Annotated in this window: 20 protein-coding genes; 13 read left to right on the top strand and 7 right to left on the bottom strand. The window is 61.0% G+C overall.

Annotation, left to right across the window (positions count from 1 at the left end; genetic code table 11):
- The first annotated feature begins 44 nt into the window (after positions 1-44).
- The 3 genes from FBY01_RS18105 to FBY01_RS18095 all read left to right on the top strand — a co-directional run bounded on the left by FBY01_RS18105 (position 45) and on the right by FBY01_RS18095 (position 4,086).
- On the top strand, positions 45-1,694 hold the full coding sequence (locus tag FBY01_RS18105; RefSeq protein ID WP_145308844.1) for an acyl-CoA dehydrogenase family protein: 1,650 nt from the start codon (positions 45-47) through the stop codon (positions 1,692-1,694).
- Positions 1,695-1,874: 180 nt separating this feature from the next.
- The gene (gene amn, locus FBY01_RS18100; protein ID WP_169858286.1) at positions 1,875-3,374 is read left to right on the top strand and encodes an AMP nucleosidase; all 1,500 of its coding nucleotides are present in this window, start codon (positions 1,875-1,877) and stop codon (positions 3,372-3,374) included.
- Between the two features lie 70 nt (positions 3,375-3,444).
- A complete protein-coding gene (locus FBY01_RS18095) occupies positions 3,445-4,086 on the top strand; it encodes a pseudouridine synthase (protein WP_145308842.1) in 642 nt (213 codons plus the stop codon).
- On the opposite strand, the gene FBY01_RS18090 is transcribed toward FBY01_RS18095, so the two are convergent.
- Entirely contained in the window at positions 4,081-4,290 is a 210-nt protein-coding gene (locus tag FBY01_RS18090; protein ID WP_010467392.1) for a DUF2788 domain-containing protein, read from the bottom strand. The genes FBY01_RS18095 and FBY01_RS18090 overlap by 6 nt on opposite strands.
- 194 nt (positions 4,291-4,484) lie before the next feature.
- On the bottom strand, positions 4,485-4,964 hold the full coding sequence (locus FBY01_RS18085; RefSeq protein ID WP_007894448.1) for an Lrp/AsnC family transcriptional regulator: 480 nt from the start codon (positions 4,962-4,964) through the stop codon (positions 4,485-4,487).
- 435 nt (positions 4,965-5,399) lie between these two features.
- On the opposite strand from FBY01_RS18085, the gene FBY01_RS18080 reads away from it, so the two are divergent.
- A complete protein-coding gene (locus FBY01_RS18080; RefSeq protein WP_145308840.1) occupies positions 5,400-6,416 on the top strand; it encodes a DUF6515 family protein in 1,017 nt (338 codons plus the stop codon).
- On the opposite strand, the gene FBY01_RS18075 is transcribed toward FBY01_RS18080, so the two are convergent.
- Complete coding sequence (locus FBY01_RS18075) at positions 6,401-7,306, bottom strand: cation diffusion facilitator family transporter (RefSeq protein WP_010467394.1); 906 nt, start codon at positions 7,304-7,306, stop codon at positions 6,401-6,403. The two genes, FBY01_RS18080 and FBY01_RS18075, sit on opposite strands and share 16 nt — an antisense overlap.
- 29 nt (positions 7,307-7,335) lie before the next feature.
- A complete protein-coding gene (locus FBY01_RS18070) occupies positions 7,336-7,755 on the bottom strand; it encodes a hypothetical protein (RefSeq protein ID WP_010467395.1) in 420 nt (139 codons plus the stop codon).
- Between the two features lie 109 nt (positions 7,756-7,864).
- Here FBY01_RS18070 and hrpB point away from each other — a divergent pair, with 109 nt between their 5' ends.
- On the top strand, positions 7,865-10,381 hold the full coding sequence (gene hrpB / locus FBY01_RS18065) for an ATP-dependent helicase HrpB (protein ID WP_145308838.1): 2,517 nt from the start codon (positions 7,865-7,867) through the stop codon (positions 10,379-10,381).
- Positions 10,382-10,551: 170 nt separating this feature from the next.
- Here hrpB and FBY01_RS18060 read toward each other — a convergent pair whose 3' ends face one another.
- On the bottom strand, positions 10,552-11,472 hold the full coding sequence (locus FBY01_RS18060) for a LysR substrate-binding domain-containing protein (protein ID WP_083377264.1): 921 nt from the start codon (positions 11,470-11,472) through the stop codon (positions 10,552-10,554).
- A gap of 225 nt (positions 11,473-11,697) precedes the next feature.
- On the opposite strand from FBY01_RS18060, the gene FBY01_RS18055 reads away from it, so the two are divergent.
- From FBY01_RS18055 to FBY01_RS18035, 5 genes are all read left to right on the top strand, one after another.
- Positions 11,698-13,191 (top strand): aldehyde dehydrogenase, encoded by a 1,494-nt coding sequence (locus tag FBY01_RS18055; protein WP_145308866.1) that lies wholly within the window; start codon positions 11,698-11,700, stop codon positions 13,189-13,191.
- Between the two features lie 31 nt (positions 13,192-13,222).
- Entirely contained in the window at positions 13,223-14,593 is a 1,371-nt protein-coding gene (locus tag FBY01_RS18050; protein WP_145308836.1) for an aspartate aminotransferase family protein, read from the top strand.
- Between the two features lie 393 nt (positions 14,594-14,986).
- The gene (locus FBY01_RS18045; protein ID WP_010467401.1) at positions 14,987-15,973 is read left to right on the top strand and encodes an ABC transporter substrate-binding protein; all 987 of its coding nucleotides are present in this window, start codon (positions 14,987-14,989) and stop codon (positions 15,971-15,973) included.
- A 9-nt stretch (positions 15,974-15,982) separates the two neighbouring features.
- Entirely contained in the window at positions 15,983-16,786 is an 804-nt protein-coding gene (locus FBY01_RS18040; RefSeq protein ID WP_010467403.1) for an ABC transporter permease, read from the top strand.
- Positions 16,774-17,610, top strand: a complete 837-nt coding sequence (locus tag FBY01_RS18035) for an ABC transporter ATP-binding protein (RefSeq protein ID WP_010467405.1) — start codon at positions 16,774-16,776, stop codon at positions 17,608-17,610. The genes FBY01_RS18040 and FBY01_RS18035 overlap by 13 nt, the downstream gene beginning before the upstream one ends.
- A gap of 49 nt (positions 17,611-17,659) precedes the next feature.
- On the opposite strand, the gene FBY01_RS18030 is transcribed toward FBY01_RS18035, so the two are convergent.
- Together FBY01_RS18030 and FBY01_RS18025 are read right to left on the bottom strand one after the other, a co-directional pair.
- Positions 17,660-18,739, bottom strand: coding sequence for an endonuclease/exonuclease/phosphatase family protein (locus FBY01_RS18030; RefSeq protein ID WP_010467407.1), 1,080 nt, complete (start codon positions 18,737-18,739; stop codon positions 17,660-17,662).
- A gap of 67 nt (positions 18,740-18,806) precedes the next feature.
- A complete protein-coding gene (locus FBY01_RS18025) occupies positions 18,807-19,481 on the bottom strand; it encodes a YciC family protein (RefSeq protein WP_042933001.1) in 675 nt (224 codons plus the stop codon).
- Positions 19,482-19,659: 178 nt separating this feature from the next.
- On the opposite strand from FBY01_RS18025, the gene FBY01_RS18020 reads away from it, so the two are divergent.
- The 3 genes from FBY01_RS18020 (at position 19,660) to FBY01_RS18010 (ending at position 21,737) form a co-directional block, all read left to right on the top strand.
- Positions 19,660-20,427: a DUF2076 domain-containing protein gene (locus tag FBY01_RS18020; protein WP_083375696.1), complete on the top strand. Its 768-nt coding sequence runs from the start codon at positions 19,660-19,662 to the stop codon at positions 20,425-20,427.
- A 196-nt stretch (positions 20,428-20,623) separates the two neighbouring features.
- Positions 20,624-21,103 carry an NYN domain-containing protein gene (locus FBY01_RS18015; RefSeq protein ID WP_010467410.1) on the top strand — a complete coding sequence of 160 codons (480 nt, stop codon included), beginning with the start codon at positions 20,624-20,626 and terminating at the stop codon, positions 21,101-21,103.
- A 22-nt stretch (positions 21,104-21,125) separates the two neighbouring features.
- Positions 21,126-21,737 carry a PolC-type DNA polymerase III gene (locus tag FBY01_RS18010; protein ID WP_077749914.1) on the top strand — a complete coding sequence of 204 codons (612 nt, stop codon included), beginning with the start codon at positions 21,126-21,128 and terminating at the stop codon, positions 21,735-21,737.
- The last annotated feature ends 302 nt before the right edge of the window (positions 21,738-22,039 follow it).

Raw genomic sequence — 22,039 nt, 5'->3', positions numbered from 1 at the left:
GCGGTGCTTAACTGAATCCCTTGGCTGACCAAAGGAGCCCCGTCATGAACCTGCATCAGTTCGCCGAAACCCACGAAGTCACCAATCAGCCCCCGTCGCTGGACGGCGCCAACCTCTATCGCATCGACCTGCCTTTGCAAGAATGGTCTCGGCGTTTCGGGGCGGGTTGGGCCGAGTCGCGGATCGACGCTTATGGTGCATTGGCCGGCGGGCCGCTGATGGAAGCAGGATTCCTGGCCAATCAGAACAAACCGGTGTTCGTCAGCCATGACCGATACGGGCATCGCATCGACCTGGTGGAATTTCACCCGGCGTATCACCAGTTGATGCGCACGGCGGTCGAGCACGGCTTGACCTCATTACCTTGGGCACATCCGCAACCTGGCGCCCATGTGGCTCGCGCATCGATGACGTACCTGCACAGCCAGGCCGAAGCCGGCAGCGGTTGCCCGTTGACCATGACCTTCGCCAGCGTCCCGGCGATGCGCCTGCAACCGGACCTGGCCAAGCAATGGCTGCCGAAAATCCTCTCGACCGAATACGACCCGCGCAATGTCGGCATGGCCCACAAGGCCGGTGTCACCATCGGCATGGCGATGACCGAGAAACAGGGCGGCACCGACGTGCGGGCCAACACCACCAAGGCGTACCCGGTCGGCGCCAGTGGCCCGGGCCAGGCTTATGAATTGGTCGGGCACAAGTGGTTCTGTTCCGCGCCGATGTGCGACGCCTTCCTGACGTTGGCGCAGACGGACAAGGGTTTGACCTGTTTCCTGCTGCCACGCCATCGCCCGGACGACACGCGCAATCAGTTCTACATCCAGCGCCTGAAGAACAAACTCGGCAACTGCTCCAATGCCTCCAGCGAAGTGGAGTTCCGCGGCGCGCTGGCGTGGATGGTCGGTGAAGAAGGGCGCGGGGTTCCGACCATCATTGAGATGGTGGCGATGACTCGCTTCGATTGCATGGTCGGTTCCAGCTCGCTGATGCGTCAGGCGCTGACCCAGGCCAGCCATCACTGCGCACATCGCATGGTCGGCGGCAAGTTGCTCAGCGAACAGCCGTTGATGCAAAACGTACTCGCTGATCTGGCGCTGGAAAGCGAAGCGGCCCTGGCCTTGAGCCTGCGCATGGGCAAGGCGCTGGATCATCTGGATGACAGCCACGAAGCCAAATTCGCCCGGTTGGTGACGGCGGTGGGCAAGTACTGGATCTGCAAGCGCGCCCCGGCAATGATCAACGAAGCCGCCGAATGCATGGGCGGTGCGGGCTATGTCGAGGAAAGCATCCTCCCGCGCCTCTACCGTGAGGCACCGGTCAATTCGACGTGGGAAGGTTCCGGCAACGTGCAGTGCCTGGACGTGCTGCGGGCGCTATCGAAGGAGCCAGGTGTGCTTGATGTGTTGTTCAGCGAGTTGGGTGATGGTCACGGTGATAAGCGCCTGGCTGCGCACATCAGCCAGTTGCAGACGGCGTTCAAGGACACCAGCGACATTCAATACCGTGCGCGGCAGCTGACTGAAGACATTGCGCTGGGGCTTCAGGCCAAACTGTTGCTGGAAGCCGGCAACTCGGCAGTCAGCGATGCGTTCATCGCCAGTCGCCTCGGCTCGGCCGGTCGGGTGTATGGCGCGTTGCCGCGTGGGCTGGAAGTGGAAGCGATCGTCGCCCGCTCGACTCCGCAGGGTTTTTGACCACGATGGCATGAACCACACAGAACCCCTGTAGGAGTGAGCCTGCTCGCGATAGCGTTGGCACATCCAACATCTATGTGACTGACAAGCCGTTATCGCGAGCAGGCTCACTCCTACAGGGGCTATCAGTGACATATAGCCAACACGCCACTGTTCCCGTGAAGCGACGATGCAGGCAAGATGAAGCTCTGCAAGTCAGAACACAGGATGCTGATCGTGACCGAAGCTTTTATTGTCGTTCAAACCGCCGAGCAAGCCGTGGACCGGCTTGCGCTCTTGCACAATCGTGCAACCACTGCGCTGAACCAGGCGCTCAAGCGTTATCTCAAGGACCGAGTCGAGCCGGACGCTGAACAGCGTGCGATGTTTCGTTATCCCGAACTGCGTCTGACCTACCACTGCCAGGGCGAAGTCCCACAGACCACCCGCGCTTACGCCAAGGTTCAGCTGCCTGGGACCTACAGTGTCACCGTCACCCATCCGGCGGCGTTCCGTAAATACCTGCTGGAACAACTCGTGCCGTTGATGCACGACTTCACCGTGACCGTCGAAGTCGGCATCAGCCAGCAAAACATTCCTTATCCTTACGTGGTCGAGCAGGGCGATGAACTGGCCGGCTCCGGCGTCACCGCCGCCGTGCTGGCGCGGGTGTTCCCGAGCACCGACTTGTCCGCCGCGACCGACGGCATTGCCGATGGCTTGTACGACTGGGAGAACACCGATCCGCTGCCACTGGCCCTGTTCGATGCCGCGCGGGTGGATTTCTCCCTGCGTCGACTGGTGCATTACACCGGCAGCGACTGGCGTCATGTGCAGCCGTGGATTCTGCTGACCAACTACCACCGGTACGTTGACCAATTCATCGTCCATGGTTTGGAGCAGTTGCGCAGTGACCCGCGTTTCGTGCGCATGGTATTGCCCGGCAACGTGATCATCGAAAAGAGCATGGACCACGGCGAAGCCTCGGCGATTGCTGCGGGCGTGGTGTGGCACCGCTATCAGATGCCGGCCTATCACCTGATTGCCAGCGATGGCCATGGCGTGACCCTGGTGAACATCGGCGTCGGTCCATCCAACGCCAAGAACATCACCGACCATTTGGCGGTGTTGCGTCCACATTGCTGGTTGATGATCGGCCACTGTGGCGGTTTGCGTCAGTCGCAGACCATTGGCGACTACGTGTTGGCGCACGCTTACATGCGTCGTGACGGGATTCTCGACCGGGTGGTGCCGCCGAACATTCCGATCCCGGCCCTGGCCGAAGTGCAGATGGCCTTGCAGCAAGCGGCCGCCAACATTACCGGCGAAAAGGGCGACGAGCTGAAAAAGCGCCTGCGCACCGGCACCGTGTTGACCTACGACGACCGTAACTGGGAATTGCGCTGGGCCCAGGAGCGTCCGCTGATCAACTTGTCCCGCGCCGTGGCGGTGGACATGGAAAGCGGCACCATCGCCGCCCAAGGCTATCGCCTGCGGGTGCCCTATGGCACGTTGCTCTGTGTGTCGGACAAACCGCTGCACAGCGAAATCAAGCTGCCGGGTTCGGCCAACGCCTTCTATGAGCGCGCGGTCAGCCAGCACTTGAAGATCGGCATCGAGGCGGTGGATCTGTTGCGCACCGAACTCAACTCGTTGCACTCGCGCAAACTGCGCAGCTTCGACGAGCCGCCGTTCCGCTGATTCGTGATGGTCATTTGACGGTCAGGGCACTAGCATTGGCAGCCCTGACCGTTAGATGCTCCTCTTTCCCATGTCCCGTCCACAACGTCCCGTTTCTCGCCGCCCTGGCGCGAAGCCTGCGCCATCCTCCCCAGCCCCGCGCCGTGTCGCCAAAGCGCCGCCGGCCGAGCCGAAGCTGATCCTGTTCAACAAACCCTTCGATGTGCTGACCCAGTTCAGTGACGAAGGAGGGCGGGCGACGCTCAAGGATTACATCGAGATTCCGGGGATCTATCCGGCAGGACGGCTGGACCGCGACAGCGAAGGATTACTGCTGCTGACCAACGATGGCCAGCTGCAAGCGCGAATCGCCGACCCGAAACACAAATTGGCCAAGACCTATTGGGTGCAGGTGGAGGGTGAGCCGAGCGCTGAGCAGTTGCAGCGTTTGCGTGACGGCGTCGAACTGAATGACGGCATTACCTTGCCGGCCGAGGCGCGGCAATTGGAGGAGCCCGAGCTGTGGCCACGCAACCCGCCGGTGCGCTTTCGCAAAAGCGTGCCGACCAGTTGGCTGGAGTTGGTGATTCGCGAGGGGCGCAACCGTCAGGTGCGGCGCATGACAGCGGCCGTCGGCTTGCCGACGTTGCGCCTGGTACGGGTCAGAATCGGCGACTGGACAATCGAAGGACTCGATCAGGGCCAGTGGAAGGAAGTGCCGGCGCGCTTATAACGTGCCGGTTTCGATCAGGCCGATGACCACGCTTTTGATCACGAACGCAGCCACGCCCAGACCCAGTACGAAGAACAGAATGAACGAGCCAAAACGTCCGGCCTTGGATTTTTTCGCCAGATCCCAGACGATGAAACCCATGAAAATGATCAGGACGCTGACCAGTCCGGTCATCATCCACTCTTCGAGTACGGCAGGATCCATTGAATATCTCCAGCGCGGGCGGGGCTAAAAGGCGCTGGAGTATACGGCATGGGGACGGGCTGGAGGATTGACCTGCGGCAGTGTGTCGCAGTCATTCGTCGCCTGTGCCGGCCTTATCGCGAGCAGGCTCCTACAAGGGGTCTTCGGTGTTCAGGAGATCCACTGTAGGAGTGAGCCTGCTCGCGATGGGGACATCAGCTGCGCAGATGAGTTAACGGCAGCTCGGTACTATTGAGCACCTGATTCAACACAAAACTCGAACGAACGCTGGTCACCCCTTCAATCCGGGTCAAATGCCCCAGCAGCAGTTTCTGGTAGTGATCCATATCCGGCACCACAACCTTGAGTTGATAATCCGCATCCATCCCCGTCACCAAGCTGCATTCCAGCACCTGCGGCAACGTTCGAATCGCGGCTTCAAAGTTCTCGAAACGCTCCGGCGTATGGCGGTCCATGCCGATCAGCACGTAAGCCGTGAGGCTCAAGCCGAGCATCTTGCGGTCCAGCAGCGCCACCTGGCGGGTGATGTAGCCGTCGTCTTCCAGTTGCTTGACCCGGCGCGAGCAAGGCGAAGGCGACAGGCCGATGCGTTCGGCCAGCTCCTGGTTGGAGATGCGCGCGTCACGCTGCAATTCCGCCAAAATGCTCAAGTCGTATCGGTCGAGTTTGCTCATCAATCAGGCCTTTGTCATAACTATTGCGGCAGATTATCTATCCAGGGTTAAAAATTGCGCAAGTGATGTTTAATTGAGCAATCTTCGCAATCCTATGCCGGCACTCGCGGCCTATTCTTATCACCAGAATCACTGCTCGGACAAACAGTCCATAGCCGCTCGCCGAATCAGGCCGGCGGCGGCCGCCACCCCCACAGGGGATGTGCCGGCCTCCGAGCTACACACTGTCCAGAAGACGGCGTGAGGTGAGCCGACGTCATAAGCGTCGAGCACGGACGAAGTTCTCTAAGGGAGGCCGACGGGTCTCCCTTTTCTTTTGCCTGGAATTTGAGAGCGGCCCTCAATAAATAAGTTGCGCGACTGATAACCTGTTGCAGAACCGCCCTGTACTTTCCCAGTCTTACGTACAGGCTCTAACCCGCAGTGAGGAAAAGCATGAAGTCGCGCATCTGGCGTTTGGCCGGTGTTGGTTTGCTGTGTGTGAGTGTCACTGCGCAATCGCTGGCCGATGATCAGCAAAACCGTGGTCCCGATGGCGGGCAACGTGGATCGGACGGCCATCAGGGCAACAATCAGGGGCATGGCGGCAATAATCAGCCGCGCCCGCAGGACAACGACATCATTCGTGGCGACAACAGCCGCCAGTTCGAGCACAACGGCCAGACTCAGAACAATGGCCAATGGCAGAACCGTCCGCAGCCCGACTACAACAATCCTGTTCGCTCACCGCCACCACCCCCGCAGCTCCCGGCCAATGACCTGCCGATCCAGGGTCGCCCCGACGCGGTGCGCCAGACCCAGCAGCCACAGCGTGGTTACTATCAGGACAATCCACAGCGCAACAATTACAACCAGCAATGGCAGAACAACGGTCCGCGTCCCGATGATCGTCGTTGGGCGGGTCGTCCGGATGGGCACGGTAATGGCTGGGGCCCCGGCCCGCAATATCGCCCGGGTCATGTGATCGACCGCTTCCCGGACCGTGACTACCGCGTGCCTTACGGTGGTCGGGATTATTTCTATTCCGGCGGCTATTGGTATCGCCCACAAGGCCCGCGTTATGTGGTGGTTCAACCGCCTCGCGGGATTCGAGTCAGTTACTTGCCCGATTACGCGCGTGAGGTGTGGATCGGCGGGGCGCTGCTGTTCCTGGCGGCTGGTTCGTATTACGCCTACCAGGAAAACACTCAGGACTACGTGGTGGTCGAGCCGCCGGTGCAAATGCAGCCGCAGCCGGTCAGCAACAGCTACGACGTGGAGGCCTATCCGGCCAACGGCCAGTCGCCGGAGCAGGTCAACCAGGACGGTTACGAGTGTTATCAATACGCGGTGCAGCAAAGTGGCTTCAATCCGCGGACGGCCACCTACCAGCCAGACCCGTCGGTGGTGCAAGCCTACCGCCAGGCTCAAGGTAACTGCCTGAGCAGTCGCGGCTATCAGGTTTCTTTCTGAGTCTTTGCCGCCAGTACCACTTCCTGCGGGTCGGCGTGCACCAGCACTTCGGCTCGCGGGTAAGCGGCGTGAATCGCATCGGCGGCCTGATCGCTGATGCCGTGGGCGACTGACAGGGTCAGGTCCCCCGGCAATTCCAGGTGCAACTGCACGAACCACTGGTTGCCGGAAATCCGCGTGCGCAGGTCATGCGCGCCCAGCACCCCCGGAACGCCGCAGGCCAGCTCAAGCATGTGCTGGCTCACCTCCGGCGGCAGTTCCTCATCCATCAGCACCGTAAAACTTTCCTTGGCGATCTGAATCGCGCTCCAGAAGATGTACGCAGCGATTGCCAGGCCGAACCAGGGGTCGACCTGATGCCAGCCAAACCCGGCCAACACCAGCGCCAGCAGAATGCTGCCATTGAGCAGCAAGTCCGAGCGGTAGTGCAGGGAGTCGGCGCGCACCGCGTTGGAGCCGGTGGCCTTGACCACCCGATGTTGCAACATCAGCAACGCCACGGTCAGCGCCAGGGAGAACACAATCACGCCGATGCTGATCCACGGCGCGCCCACCGGTTCCGGATGTTTCAGCCGCTCGATCGCCTGCAAAGAAATCAGCACCGCACTGCCGCCAATGAACAACGCTTGAGCCATGCCCGCCAGCGACTCGGCCTTGCCGTGCCCGTAACGGTGATCGTCATCGGCCGGGCGCAACGCGTAATGCACCGCCAGCAGATTGAGCAAGGAGGTGACGCCGTCGAGCGCCGAGTCGGTCAACCCGGCGAGCATGCTCACCGAACCGCTCAACCACCAGGCGATGGCTTTGGCGACGATCAGCGTACACGCCACCGCCACCGAGGCACGAGTCGCCAGCCGCAGCAGGCGGGCGTGTTCGGAGCTGGAAATCATAGGGGCGGCTATTCCTTTACGTGCACGGATTACGCGGCGGGTTGCAGGCCTAACAGGGCCAGTTGCTGGGTGCTGCCTTTGTGTTGAATCAGGCGTGGGTCATCCAGCGGGAAGCTGCGGCCCAACTCGGTTTCGAGAATAGTCTGCAACTTATGGTTATCAACTTTGCCGTCGGCGCCGATCGCTTCCTTGAGTTTTTCCGGGGCCACCTGCGCGGTCTCACCGGGCGCGTAGTAAATCGCGCCAGTGGCGAAGTCCACGGCGAACGCGATCAGGCCGGGGATGATGTAGAACAGCAGGCCCACGGCATCGAGCGCGGCGATGGCCGGGTCGATCTTGCCGTCAATCTGACCACGACGGTCAGGGTAGAAAATCGATCCGCAAGCCGTCACCTGGGTCAGCAACGTCGCGACCAATACACCGCCAATCAAGCGAAAGGGAACACGCATATGAAATCTCCTGGATAATTTCAAAACGAAAGGACGCCTGTATGAATTAGGACCGTCATTAACGCCGAGCAGTTCGCCGTTATACTCGCCGCTCTGTTTTGGAGCCAGCATGATTTCTTTGCCGATTGATGAAGTTTTACCCGCCCTGCGTGAAGCCTTGGCTACACGTCACGAAGCCGTGCTCGAAGCACCGCCCGGCGCCGGTAAAACCACCCGTGTTCCGCTGGCCTTGCTCAACGAGCCGTGGCTGGCCGGGCAGACCATTCTGATGCTTGAGCCGCGCCGTTTGGCAGCGCGGGCGGCGGCGGAGCGTTTGGCCAGTGAGCTGGGCGAGAAGGTCGGTGAAACCGTTGGCTACCGGATCCGGCTGGACAGCAAAGTCGGCCCCAAGACCCGTATTGAAGTGGTCACTGAAGGCATTCTCACCCGACGTTTGCAGGATGACCCGGCACTCGACGGCGTTGGCCTGCTGATTTTCGACGAATTCCACGAGCGCAGCCTCGACGCGGACCTGGCATTGGCCCTGAGCCTGAATGGCCGGGAGCTGTTTCGCGACGACCAGCCGCTGAAAATCCTTTTGATGTCTGCAACGCTTGAAGGCGAACGCCTGGCCGGGTTGCTCGATGACGCGCCGATCCTGCGCAGTGAAGGCCGTATGTACCCGGTGGCGATGCGCTGGGGTCGGCCGTTCCAGCCCGGCGAATTCATCGAGCCGCGCCTGGTGCAGACGATTCTCGAAGCCTTGAATGATGAGACCGGCAGCGTGCTGGTGTTCCTGCCGGGGCAGGCGGAAATCCGTCGCGTGCATCAACAATTGGCGGATGCGCTGGGCGAGAGCACACAGGTGTTGCTCTGCCCGTTGCACGGTGAACTGGACCTCGCCGCCCAACGCGCGGCAATCGATCCGGCACCGGCGGGCAAGCGCAAAGTGGTGCTGGCGACCAACATCGCCGAGACCAGCCTGACCATCGACGGCGTGCGTGTGGTGATTGATGCCGGGCTGGCGCGGGTGCCGCGTTTCGATCCCGGTAGCGGCATGACCAGGCTCGATACCCAACGAATTTCAAAAGCCAGTGCCACTCAACGTGCCGGCCGGGCAGGGCGCCTGGAGCCGGGCGTGTGTTATCGGTTGTGGTCGCAGGATCAGCACGAGCAATTGGCGGCCTATGCCAGCGCGGAGATTCTCTCGGCCGACCTTGCCGGTCTGGCCTTGCAGCTCGGGCGCTGGGGCGTGACACCGACGCAATTGGTGTGGCTCGACGTGCCGCCCGCCGCCGCTTATGCACAGGCTCAGGATCTGCTTGATCGTCTGGGCGCATTGGACGGCGACGCGCTGACCCGTCACGGTCAGGCCATGGCCGAATTGCCGGCGCATCCGCGCATCGCCCATTTGTTGTTGCGCGGTCAGGCGCTCGGTTTGGCCGACATGGCCTGCGATGTTGCGGCATTGCTCGGTGAGCGGGACATCTTGCGTGGCGCCGGAGCGGATCTGCACAGCCGATTGGTGCTGTTGTCCGGCGAAGAGCGTGCGGCTCGCGGTGCTCAGGGTGGCGTGCAACGTGCCCGGCAACTGGCGCGGCAGTATCGCGGTTACCTGCGTGGCAAAGCGTCGGAGCCGGTCAGCGATCCGGATCATCCGCGCTGGCTCGGCGCCCTGTTGGCGTTGGCCTATCCAGACCGTGTCGCCCAGCAACGCCGCGCCGGTGGCGCTGAATATCGCCTGGCCAACGGCCGTGCGGCGTTGTTCGCTGAAGCAGACAGTCTGATGAAGCAAGCGTGGTTGGTGATTGCGGATCTGGGCAGTCGTCAGGGGCAGCGCGAGGAACGGATTTATCTGGCGGCGGATTTTGATCCGGCGCTGTTCGATTCCGTACTGGCCGAGCAAGTGCGCGTGGTCGATCAACTGGATTGGGATGAGCGCGAAGGTGTGTTGCGCGCCGAGCGTCAGCGCAAGGTTGGTGAATTGATCCTCAGCCGTGAGCCGCTGACCGGCCTCGACGAAACAGCGCGCAGCCAGGCGCTGGTCAATCTGGTACGCCGCAAGGGGCTGGAGTTGTTGCCGTGGACCCCGGAGCTGCGTCAGTGGCAGGCGCGAGTGGCATTGCTGCGACAGCTGGACCTCGGCAGTAAGGGTGAAAGTGAATGGCCGGATGTCAGCGATGCCGCACTGCTCAAAAACCTTGAGCACTGGCTGATGCCGTACCTGGGCAAAGTCTCACGCCTCAGTCATTTCGCCAATCTGGACCTGTCGAGCATCGTCCATAACTTGCTGCCCTGGCCGCTGCCGCAACGGCTGGATGAACAGGCGCCGCATCACCTGAGTGTGCCGTCGGGTTCTTCGATTCGTCTGGACTACAGCGAACAGCCGCCGATTCTGGCGGTGCGTTTACAGGAGCTGTTCGGCCTGTCCGATACCCCGCGCATTGCCGGGGGCCGGCAAGTGGTGAAGCTGCATCTGCTGTCCCCGGCGCGGCGGCCGGTGCAGGTGACTCAGGACTTGGCGAACTTCTGGCGCAGTACCTACGCCGAGGTGAAGAAGGATTTGAAGGGGCGGTATCCGAAGCATTATTGGCCGGATGATCCGTTGGTGGCCGAAGCCACCGCTCGGATCAAACCCCGCAAGTAACTCTTGGGGTAGAACACAAAAACTGTGGCGAGGGAGCTTGCTCCCGTTGGTCCACGAAGCGGCCCCATAATCGGCCGCCTGAATGTGTCAGATACACCGCATGCAATGGAGATGCGACTGCTGCGCAGTCGAACGGGAGCAAGCTCCCTCGCCACAGGATTTCACTTGTCTCATGTGCTTGCCCCGGCCTTGGCAGTGAGTTGCTCCCGGCAATAATCGGCAAACAACTGCGCCGGTTTGGTCAGTTGCCCGCGCTTCAACCATGCCGCCACCAATCCCGAACCAGTGACCTCTTCGACGATATCCACGCACACCACTTTCTTCCCGTCGTAAGTGCATTCCGAATGCGGCCGCGTCACCAGGATCGAGAAGCCGAACCCTTGCCCGACCATCCCCCGCACCATCTCGATCGACGGTGAGCTGAAGGCGATGTTCGGTGACAGGTTCAGTTCTTCGAACAGGCTGACGAAGTAGGTCCGGCTCGGTTGCACGTCCAGCAGAATCATCGGTTCCAGGCACAGATCACGTAGTGATACTTGTTTGAGCTGGGCGAAGCGATGGTCCGCCGGCAGCAACGCATAAGGCCGTTGCGCCGGCATCAGCGGTTCGGTCTGAATGGTGGCGTCGAGCTCGTGCTCATACAGAATCGCCAGGTCGAAGGTGCCCGACGTCAGGCCTTGCACCAGCTCTTGCTGCTCGCCGTCGCGGATGCGGATTTTCACCCCCGGATACAGCGCCGAAAACCCGGCAATCAGTTGCGGCAGGTACAGCGGTGCGACCGTTTCGAAGCAGCCGATATCGATTTGCCCGGCCACCACGTCGTTGTCGGCGAGGGCGTTCTGTTCGAACTCCTTGGCCATGCGCAGCAGTTCCTGGGCTTTGCGATAGAAGCGTGCGCCGCTTGGTGTCAGGGACACGCCCTGAGCGTGATGGCGGATCAGCAGTTGCACGCCGAAGCTGTCTTCCAGGCCTTTGATCGCCGTGGAGATCGCCGGTTGGGCGATGTACAGCTTGCGCGAGGCCTCGGCGACGCTGCCGCATTCGACGGTGGTGATGAAGTATTTCAATTGACGCAGGTTGTAGGCAGCCACGGCAAACCTCGGGGTGGATGGACTCGACATCCAGGCAATTTTCGCGCCGACTGCATCCGTTCTGACGACGGTGTTGTTGTGCCTGAACAATAACCACATACCGCGCCACCGGGGAGATTGGCTGCCCAGTTTTTTCATGGTCTGCGAAGACATTTTTATTATTTTTACTGGACTCGGGCCTGGGCCACCATTCAGACACAAGAAAAGCCCATGGAGCATCTGAACGTGTTCGAGCTTGCATATTGGCAAAACAAAGCCGCCGCGCTGCGGTTTCCCGACCAGGCCCTGATCGACGGCAAACCCCGTTCGGCGCAGTCGGGTCAGACCTTCACAGCAATCGACCCCGCCACTGGCCAACGTCTGGCGAACGTGACCGCTTGCGGTGATGAAGAGGTGGACGCGGCGGTACGCAATGCGCGGGGGGTATTCGAAGCCGGCACCTGGTCGGCGCGTTCGCCGAGCGAGCGCAAGCACGTGTTGCTGCGTCTGGCGGAGCTGATCATGACCCACCGCGAAGAACTGGCGCTGCTCGACTCGCTGAACATGGGCAAGCCGGTGATGGACGCCTACAACATCGACGTGCCGGGCGCCGCCGGGGTGTTTCGCTGGTACGCCGAAAGCCTCGACAAACTCTACGACCAGATCGCCCCCAGTGCGCAAAACGTGCTGGCGACCATCACCCGCGAAGCACTGGGTGTGGTCGCTGCGGTGGTGCCGTGGAATTTCCCGTTGGACATGGCCGCGTGGAAACTCGCGCCAGCCTTGGCCGCAGGCAATTCGGTGATCCTCAAGCCCGCCGAGCAATCACCGTTCTCCGCCCTGCGTCTGGCTGAGCTTGCATTGGAAGCCGGTCTACCACCGGGCGTGCTCAACGTGCTGCCGGGCCTCGGCGAGCAGACCGGCAAAGCCCTCGGTCTGCACTCGGATGTCGATTGCCTGGTGTTCACCGGCTCCACCGAAGTCGGCAAGTATTTCATGCAGTATTCGGCGCAATCGAACCTGAAACAGGTGTGGCTGGAGTGCGGCGGCAAGAGCGCCAATCTGGTGTTCGCCGATTGCCAGGACCTGGACCTGGCCGCCGAGAAAGCCGCGTTCGGCATCTTCTTCAATCAGGGTGAAGTCTGCTCGGCCAACTCACGCTTGCTGGTGCAGCGTTCGATTCATGATGAGTTCGTCGAGCGCCTGAAAGTGCAGGCCGAGCGTTGGCAGCCGGGGGATCCGCTGGACCCGTCGAGCAGCGCCGGGGCAATCGTCGACAGCCGTCAGACCGCGCGCATCATGAAGTTCATCCAACAGGCCGAACGCCTGGGCGCGACCAGGGTTTGCGGGGGCAGGCAGTCGATCTTCAACGGCTCCGACAACTTCATTCAGCCGACGATTTTTACCGGCGTGCGCCCGGACATGCCGCTGTTTCGCGAGGAAGTGTTCGGCCCGGTGCTGGCGGTCACGGCGTTCGACGACGAGGCCCACGCCTTGCAACTGGCCAACGACAGCGTCTACGGCCTGGCGGCTTCGCTGTGGACCGACGACCTCAACCGCGCCCACCGTGTGGCGCGGCAATTGCGAGCGGGCACGGTGTCGGTCAACAGCGTCGATGCACTGGACGTGACCGTGCCTTTTGGCGGCGGCAAACAGTCCGGATTCGGTCGCGACCTGTCGCTGCACTCATTCGATAAATACACCCAGTTGAAGACCACCTGGTTTCAGCTGCGCGCATAACAGCCGCTCATAACAAAACGGAGAACTGGCGATGACCACACCACGTGAAACCCGCGACTACCAGGCCGCCGACGCTGCGCACCACATCCACGCATTCGTCGATCAAAAAGCACTCAATGACGAAGGGCCGCGGGTGATGGTCCGCGGTGAGCGCCTGCACCTGTGGGACAACGATGGTCGGCGTTACCTCGACGGCATGTCCGGGTTGTGGTGCACCAACCTCGGTTACGGCCGCAAGGATCTGGCGGCTGCGGCGACCCGGCAGCTTGAGCAGTTGCCGTACTACAACATGTTTTTCCACACCACTCACCCGCAGGTGATCGAGCTCTCGGAGCTGCTGTTCAGCCTGTTGCCGGGGCACTACAGCCACGCGATCTACACCAACTCCGGTTCCGAAGCCAACGAGGTGCTGATCCGCACTGTGCGGCGTTACTGGACGATCCTCGGCAAGCCCGAGAAGAAAATCATGATCGGTCGCTGGAACGGTTACCACGGCTCGACCCTGGCGGCGACGGCGCTCGGCGGCATGAAGTTCATGCATGAAATGGGCGGCATGATCCCCGATATCGAACACATCGACGAGCCGTACTTTTTCGCCCACGAGGGCAATCTGACCCCGGCCGAATTCGGCGTGCGGGCGGCGCAGCAACTGGAAGCGAAGATTCTCGAACTGGGTGCGGACAAGGTCGCCGGGTTTATCGCCGAACCGTTCCAGGGCGCCGGCGGAATGATCTTCCCGCCTGAGAGTTACTGGCCGGAAATTCAGCGGATCTGCCGCAAGTATGACGTGCTGTTGTGCGCCGACGAAGTGATCGGCGGCTTCGGTCGTACCGGCGAATGGTTCGCTCACGAGCACTTCGGTTTCGAGCCGGACACGCTGTCGATTGCCAAGGGTTTGACCTCCGGTTACATCCCCATGGGGGGGTTGATTCTGTCGAAGAAAATGGCTCAGGTGTTGGTGGAGCAGGGCGGGGTATTTGCCCACGGTTTGACTTACTCCGGGCACCCGGTGGCGGCGGCGGTGGCGATTGCCAACCTCACGGCGTTGCGCGATGAGGGCGTGGTGACGCGGGTCAAGGATGACATCGGACCGTACCTGCAACAGTGCCTGCGCGAGGTGTTCGGCAATCACCCGTTGGTGGGCGATATTCAGGGTGTCGGCATGGTCGCGGCGTTGCAATTGGCCGAGGACAAAAGCAGTCGCAAGCGTTTTGCCAATGAGAACGACATTGCCTGGCGTTGCCGCACGATTGGCTTTGAGGAAGGGGTGATTATTCGTTCGACGCTGGGGCGGATGATCATGGCGCCGGCGTTGATTGCCAGCCGGGAGGAGATTGATGAGCTGGTGGGCAAGACCTTGAAAGCGATTGATCGGACGGCTCAGGAATACGGCCGGCTTTGATCTTGTAGCGCTCTTGTGATCCTCTTCGCGGGCAAGCCTCGCTCCTACAGGTTATGTGTCGTGCCCAATTCCGCGGCCGACATAAACCCTGCAGGAGCGAGGCTTGCCCGCGAATGCTGTGGTCGATTCAACACTCATTTCATGTTTTGCACCTCCCCCGTGCATCCCCGCCAACCCCGCCCTTTTACGGCGCGCGCTACCCAGTTTTTTCATCACTCCCAACGACATATTTCCTGATTTTCCTTATCCCGCCCCTGGTCCAACATCGACTTCGCCAGTCAGCCGAATGCTGACCACCGAAAGGTCCATCAGAGACCACCGGTGGCAACTGATCCAAGGCCACTGGCCGTACTGCCCATGACAAAACTAAATCAACAGCTTTGGGAGTGCTCCATGATCAAGTCCTTGCTTAACCGCGTCGCTCATCCACTGGCGATCACCGCCATCGCCGCCACGGTCGCCACCAGCGCCCAGGCCGGCACCCTGTCCATCGGCCACACCACGTGGGTCGGCTACGGCACGCTCTACCTGGCCCAGGATCTGGGTTACTTCAAGGAAGGCGGTTTGACCGTCGAATTGCCCGTCGTTGAAGAAGCTTCGATGTACATGGCCGCCCAGGCTTCGGGCGAGTTGTCGGGCTCGGCGTCGACCATCGACGAAGTGCTCAAGTACCGCCCGCAATTCTGCTTCAAGGCCGTCGCCGCACTCGATGACAGCCATGGTGGCGACGGTGTTCTGGTGGGCAAGGACGTCAAGAGTTTGCAGGAGCTCAAAGGCAAGGCAGTGGCGGTGAACGAAGGGTCGACCTCGCAGTTCTGGCTGTCGTACCTGCTGAAAAAACACGGCATGAGCATGAGCGACATCACCGTGCAGAACATGACGGCCGATGACGCTGCCACCGCGTTCATCGCCGGCCGTGTGCCGGCCGCCGTGACCTGGGAGCCGCACCTGTCGATGGTCCGCAACAAGCAACAAGGCAAAGTGCTGATCGACAGCAGCAGCACGCCGGGAGTGATTGTCGACGTGGTCGCGCTCAACTGCACGGTCATCGAGAAGCAACCGGAAGACGTCAAGGCCTTGGTTGCCGGTCTCTACAAAGCGGTGCAGTACACCAAGGACCATCCGAAGGAAGCTTACAAAATCATGGCCAAAGGCGTCGGCGGTTACCTCGCCGATCCGAAGGAACTGGAAGCCGCCGCGCAAGGCGTGCGCTTCTACGATCAGGCCATGAGCGAAAAGCTCTTGGGGTCTCCGGGTAAGCCGGGCGACAGCGAGCCACTGATCAAACTGGCCAACGAAACCGCCAGCGAATTGCAGGGCAAGCCCTACAACGTCAGCAATGACGACCTGATCGACAACCGCTTCGTCAGCCCGCTGTAGGAGGTCCGCATGTTCAAGCGCAATTCATGGCTGAGCCGCTGCATCACGCCCAAGACCGGCCTCCCGGTGCAGGTGATCTGGAGCGCGAGCGGCCTGGCCTGGGTGTTGTTGATCGGCCTGTGGGCCGGGTTGTCCTACGGCGGCGTGGTGCCAGGCATGTTCCTGCCGACACCGGGGGCGGTGGCCGAAGCCGCCGTGCGCCTGAGCCGCGACGGCACCCTTGGCCTGCATGTGTGGGCCAGCCTCGAAGTGGTGATGGTCGGCTTCATTGTCTCGTCGCTGGTGGCGGTGCCGTTGGGGTTGCTGATGGGCAGCTTCCGCATCGTCCAGGCGTTCCTTGAACCGATGGTCAATTTCATCCGCTACCTGCCGGTGACCTCGTTCGTGCCGCTGTTCATTCTGTGGATCGGCATCGGTCTGGAACAGCGGGTGTCGGTGATCATCTTCGGCGTGTTTTTCCAGCAACTGGTGATGATCGCCGACGTGTCCAAGGGCATCTCCAAGGACCTGATCAACGCGTCGTACACCTTGGGTTCGACCCGCCGCGATGCGGTGCTGCATGTGATTGCCCCGGCGTCGTTGCCGGGTGTGCTCGACACGTTGCGTGTGACCATGGGCTGGGCCTGGACCTATCTGGTGGTCGCCGAGCTGGTCGCCGCGTCCAGTGGCCTGGGTTACTTAAGCCTGAAAGCCATGCGCGGTTTTCAAGTGGATGTGATTTTCCTCGCCATCGCAATCATCGGCCTGCTGGGCCTGGTCACCGATCAACTGTTCCGTTTTCTCCGTCTGAGGATTGCCGCATGGGCTCAGTAAGCGCCGTCAACCCGCGTTTCATCACACCCACGGCCGCCCCGGTGCAAGCCGCGCCACGGCTGCAGGTGGACAAGGTCAGTCTGCGTTATCAGAAACCTGACGGCGGCATGTTCACCGCGCTGGAGCAGGTGTCGTTCGAAGTGCCGGATCAACAATTCGCCGTGCTGGTCGGGCCGTCTGGCTGTGGCAAGTCGAGTCTGCTGTACCTCACGGCCGGCCTGAACGAGCCCACGGAAGGCGAGATTTATGTCGGCGGCCAGCAAGTGCAGGGGCCGGGTGCGGATCGGGGTATGGTGTTCCAGAGCTACACGCTGTTCCCGTGGCTGACCGTGCGGCAGAACGTCGAGTTCGGCCTCAAGCGGCGCGGCATGGCGGCCGCTCAGCGCAAGGAGATCGTCGATTACTACGTCAATGAAGTGGGGCTGACCGGGTTCGCCGACAACTACGCCAAGCAGTTGTCCGGCGGCATGATGCAGCGCGTGGCGATTGCCCGGGCCTTGGCCAATGACCCGCAAATCCTCTTGATGGACGAACCCTTCGGCGCGCTCGACAGCCAGACGCGCCTGCAAATGCAGCAGCTGTTGTTGCGGGTCTGGGGCAACAGCAAGAAGACCGTGCTGTTCGTGACCCACGATATCGATGAGGCGATTCTGTTGGGGGATCGGGTGTACGTGATGGGCGCCAGGCCCGGGCGGATCAAGCAGATCCTGGACGTGCCGATCGAACGCCCGCGTAACCTGGACATGGTCATGGAGCGCTCGTTCATCGACATGAAACGCAAGATCTTCGGGCTGTTGCATGACGATCTGGAAGAGGTTCATTGAGCCGATTTACCGTCATGCCCAAATCCCCTCTGGGAGCGTTGATCCGGCTCTATGGGGCCGCAGGCAGGAGGAACCGCGCAATCACCGGCAAATGATCGGAGATCCGCAAGGTATCGTCCTGCCTCACCATCGCCTCGACCCGTTTGATCCGCGGGCTGTAGAACAGGTAATCAACCGTCCGGTCCGGGCCATTCAAGCCTGGATCGTTCGGGTAGTGGGTCAGCCACCGCGCCCGGTCGATCCCGCTGGCTTCGTTGTTGGTCGGGATCATCGGGTATTTGTCCCACAGCACATGCAAGGCACTGTCGACGGAGTAGGGCGTGCGTTGTTCGTCGGGCAGGCGTCGATACTGACCCAGCGGCAACAGGTTGAAGTCGCCACCGATCAACCACGGGGTGCCATGGCTTTCATATTTGTCGAGCACCTTGGCCACGGCGGTCACTTGGGCCAGCAGGGTTTCATCAGGTTGGATGACGCGGTCCAGATGGGTATTGAGTACCGCGATCTGCCCACCGCCGCCCAATGGCAGGTAAGTCGCCAGCAAGGCGTTTTTCGGTGTGAACTGACGGCTGATGAAGTTGGCCGACGCGATCGGCAATTGCAGGCGTTCGGCGTGTTCGATCTGGTATCGGCTGAGGGTTGCCAGTTGTCGGCCGACACTGCCGAAGATGTGCGGCAGCGGCACAAAGTCAGCTTTCCAGTCGAAGGCATGAGCGCTGCACGGATAAAGGTCGGCGACCCGTTCCTGAAGCAACTTGAACTGGTTTTGATAATCGCTGGCCTTGGCGCCGTCATCCAGCTCCTGCAACAGCACAATGTCCGGTTGCTCGTCACGAATGACCCGTGCCACCTCATCGAGGCTGAAGGCCATGTCTTCGGCGGTGGGGCGGTCGTCGTCGCCTTTGGCCAGGTCATTCCAGAACACGTAGCGCTTGCCCGCCAGGTACTGGACGTTCCAGGTCATGACTTTCAGGGCCTGGCCGGGGACCAGCGTGGGCGCCTGAGCGCTGCAGCCGACCGGTGCTGCTTCTTTGGCACCGGGACGCCAGGTCAGGTTGTAAATCAGCAAGGCAATCAGGCCCGCCGCGATCAGCAGGCCCAGCAGGGTGTAGCGCAGTAGACGGGTCATGGCTCGGCTTATAGCGTTACAAAAGATGAACCCGAGCATAACCGAGCGTCGGGCTTAAGCCCATGGGTCATAGCGGCCCGTCAATTTTCTCGGGGGCATCGGCAATCAGCATGAACAGGCGGAACAGCACCACGCTGGTGAACAGTTGCAAAAAGCTGTGCGCGCTGTCGATCAGCAGCGAAATCACCGGGTTCTGCGGATCCGGGTAAATCGAAAGGGTCGCGCCCTTGAGCACCCACAACGGGCCCATCACACACAGAATGCACACCAGGATGCGCAGGAAATGGCCGCGGGTCAGACGCAGGCTTTCCTTCATCGCCGCCAACGGGGCCAGGCCGCGCAGCACCAACAGATACTCGCCGAACGCCAGGGTCACCATCAGCCAGATGCCCGGCAGGAAATACAGCGACAAGCCAATCAGGATCAGCAAGGTGTTGAGGGCGGTGAGCAGGGCGAAGCGCGGCCACAGATAGGCCGACCTCGACAGCAACTCGCGGGTGCTCGGTGATTCGCCACGGCTGCGTGCATCGAGAAACAGGATCAGTGCGGCGGTGTACAGCGGATAGACCAGCAAGCCGACCATCACGCTGATGCCGGGGAAACTGTCCGGCTCGGTGGAGCGATCGACCACCTGTTGCAGCAGCGCCTCGAAAATCACCAGCGGCAGGCACAGGCGCACGATCTGGCCCAGATTGCGCTTGAAGAAATACAGAGAGTCACGCAGTACATCGAACGAATTCATCAGTCGGTATCGCAGGTTGAAAGCAGTGGCCCACTTTAACCGATGAAGCCCTTTGGGGCGCAAACGTAAACGTTCGGTAAAGGTCATTGAAACAACTTGTTTCAGCCTCCATTAAGGTCGAGCACCTTATCCTCTTTGGTAAAGGTCAACGATTTCTCCGGCAATCTACGAGGTCGCCATGAACAGCGAAGAACAAACCCTGATCGATGGACTGTTTTCCCGGTTGCAACAAGCCGAAACGGACTCAGCCCCGCGTGACGCCCAGGCTGAAGCGCGGATCAAGGAGCACCTGACTCGCCAACCGGCGGCAGGTTATTTCATGACCCAGGCGATTCTGGTTCAGGAAGCGGCCATCAAAAGCCTCGACGCGCAGAACAAGCAACTCGCTCAGCAAGTTCAGCAATTGCAGGCCGAGCTGCAATCGGCCAAGGCTCAGCCGTCGGCGCCTGCCAGCGGTGGTTTCCTGTCGAGCATTTTCGGTGGCGGTTCACGTGATCCGCAGCCCGCACCGACGCAAAGCGCGCCGTCCTCCAATGGTGGATGGCGTGAGCAGGGGCGGCCGTCGTTCAATTCGCAGCCGCCGCAGCAACAGAACTTCGGTGCTGCACCGCCACAGCAGAATTACGCGCCGCAGCAGCAAGCCCCCGGGATTGGCAGTGGTTTCCTTGGCGGCGCACTGAAAACCGCCGCCGGTGTGGCCGGTGGCGTGATGCTGGCGCAAGGCATCAGCAGCCTGTTCCACAGCAATCAGCAACCGCAGGAAGTCGTCGAAGTCATCAAGGAAGAACCGGCTCAGGTCAATGATCAGAGCGACAGCGGCAACGGTTGGGGCAACGACGAGCGCGTGGCTGACAACAACGCCAACGATCAGGGAGGCTTCACCGACGCCGACTACAGCGATGACAGCTCTTCGTTCTTTGGCGGCGACGACGATTCCTTCGTCTGATTCAACGTTACAGGTGTAACACTGAACCCGTGGTCAGGGAGCTTGCTCCCTCGCCACAGGTTGCCATTCGTCCGAGGCTCCAAGAGGCTTCGGGCCGATTATTCGCGGAACAATCCTTCAGGCTGGCATACTGGGCCACTTTTCGGGCCTGGTGCCTGACCCAGCCTGCGCGCGACTGCGCCAAAGAGGATGCACGGTGAAAAAAATCGCAGTGTTCGCCGACGTTCAAAACCTCTATTACACCGTGCGTCAGGCCTATGGTTGCCACTTCAACTACGCCGCGCTGTGGGCTGATATCAGCAAACAGGGCGAGATCGTCGAGGCCTACGCCTACGCGATTGATCGCGGCGACAGCAAACAGCAGCAATTCCAGCAGATCCTGCGCAACCTCGGCTTCATCGTGAAGCTCAAGCCCTACATCCAGCGCAGCGACGGCTCGGCCAAAGGCGACTGGGACGTGGGCATCACCCTCGACATCATGGACGCCGCCGATCATGTCGACGAAGTGGTGCTGGCTTCCGGCGACGGTGATTTCGACATGCTGCTGGAACGCATCATCACCAAGCACGGGGTGCAAGCCGTGGCTTACGGCGTGCCGGGCCTGACGGCCAACTCGCTGATCCGCGCCGCCAGCCGCTACGTGCCGATCGAAGGCGCGTTGCTGCTCAAGAATTGATTTTTACGGAGTTGAAACAGGTTTGGAACGCATAGCAGTCATCGACTTTGAAACCACCGGGATCTCCCCGAGCAGCAGCTGCCGGGCCACGGAAATTGCCGTGGTGATCCTTGAACAGGGGCGCATCGTCGAGCGTTACCAGAGCCTGATGAACGCCGGCGTGCGCGTCCCGGCCTTCATCGAACAACTGACCGGCATCAGCAACGCCATGCTGCGCACCGCGCCCTCGGCAGAGCAGGTGATGAACGAGGTCAACGAATTCGTCGGGATCACGCCGCTGCTGGCACACAACGCCGCGTTCGACCAGAAGTTCTGGGACTTCGAACTCAGCCGCATCAAGCGCACCCGCTTGCAGAACTTCGCCTGCTCGCTGCTACTGGCCCGCCGCCTGATGCCCGCCGCGCCGAACCACAAACTCGGCACCCTCACCACCTTCGCCAGCCTGCCCAACACCGGCAAGGCCCACCGGGCCATGGCCGATGCCGAAATGGCGGCCAACCTCACGGCGCACCTGGCGCAAGAGCTGCGGCACAAGCACGGGTTGCGCGAGTTGTCCCATGATTTGCTGGTCAGCTTGCAGAAAGTGCCGGCGGCGAAGATCAACGAACACCTCAAGCGCCATCGCGGATTCTGAAGACGCCGCAAATCCCCTGTGGGAGCGAGCCTGCTCGCGATAACGGAGTGTCAGTCGACATAACTGTTGAAGATGAACCGCTATCGCGAGCAGGCTCGCTTGTATGTTTAGACTTGAAGGGGTGGGTGGGACTAAAGCTCGTCATCTGACTCTAACCAGTACAGACCGTGGGAGACTTCGTCCCACCCCTTCAAGTCTAAACATACAAGATTCTATGTTTGGGGGGAACACCCAAACATAGAATCTCCCACAGGTCGGTGTTCGATCTCAATCCTTGTGTTTAACCACGCCTCAAAATCGAC

The sequence above is a fragment of the Pseudomonas sp. SJZ077 genome (assembly GCF_007993905.1).
GTDB lineage: Bacteria > Pseudomonadota > Gammaproteobacteria > Pseudomonadales > Pseudomonadaceae > Aquipseudomonas > Aquipseudomonas mandelii.
This window is presented reverse-complemented; position numbering and strand designations above follow the sequence as displayed.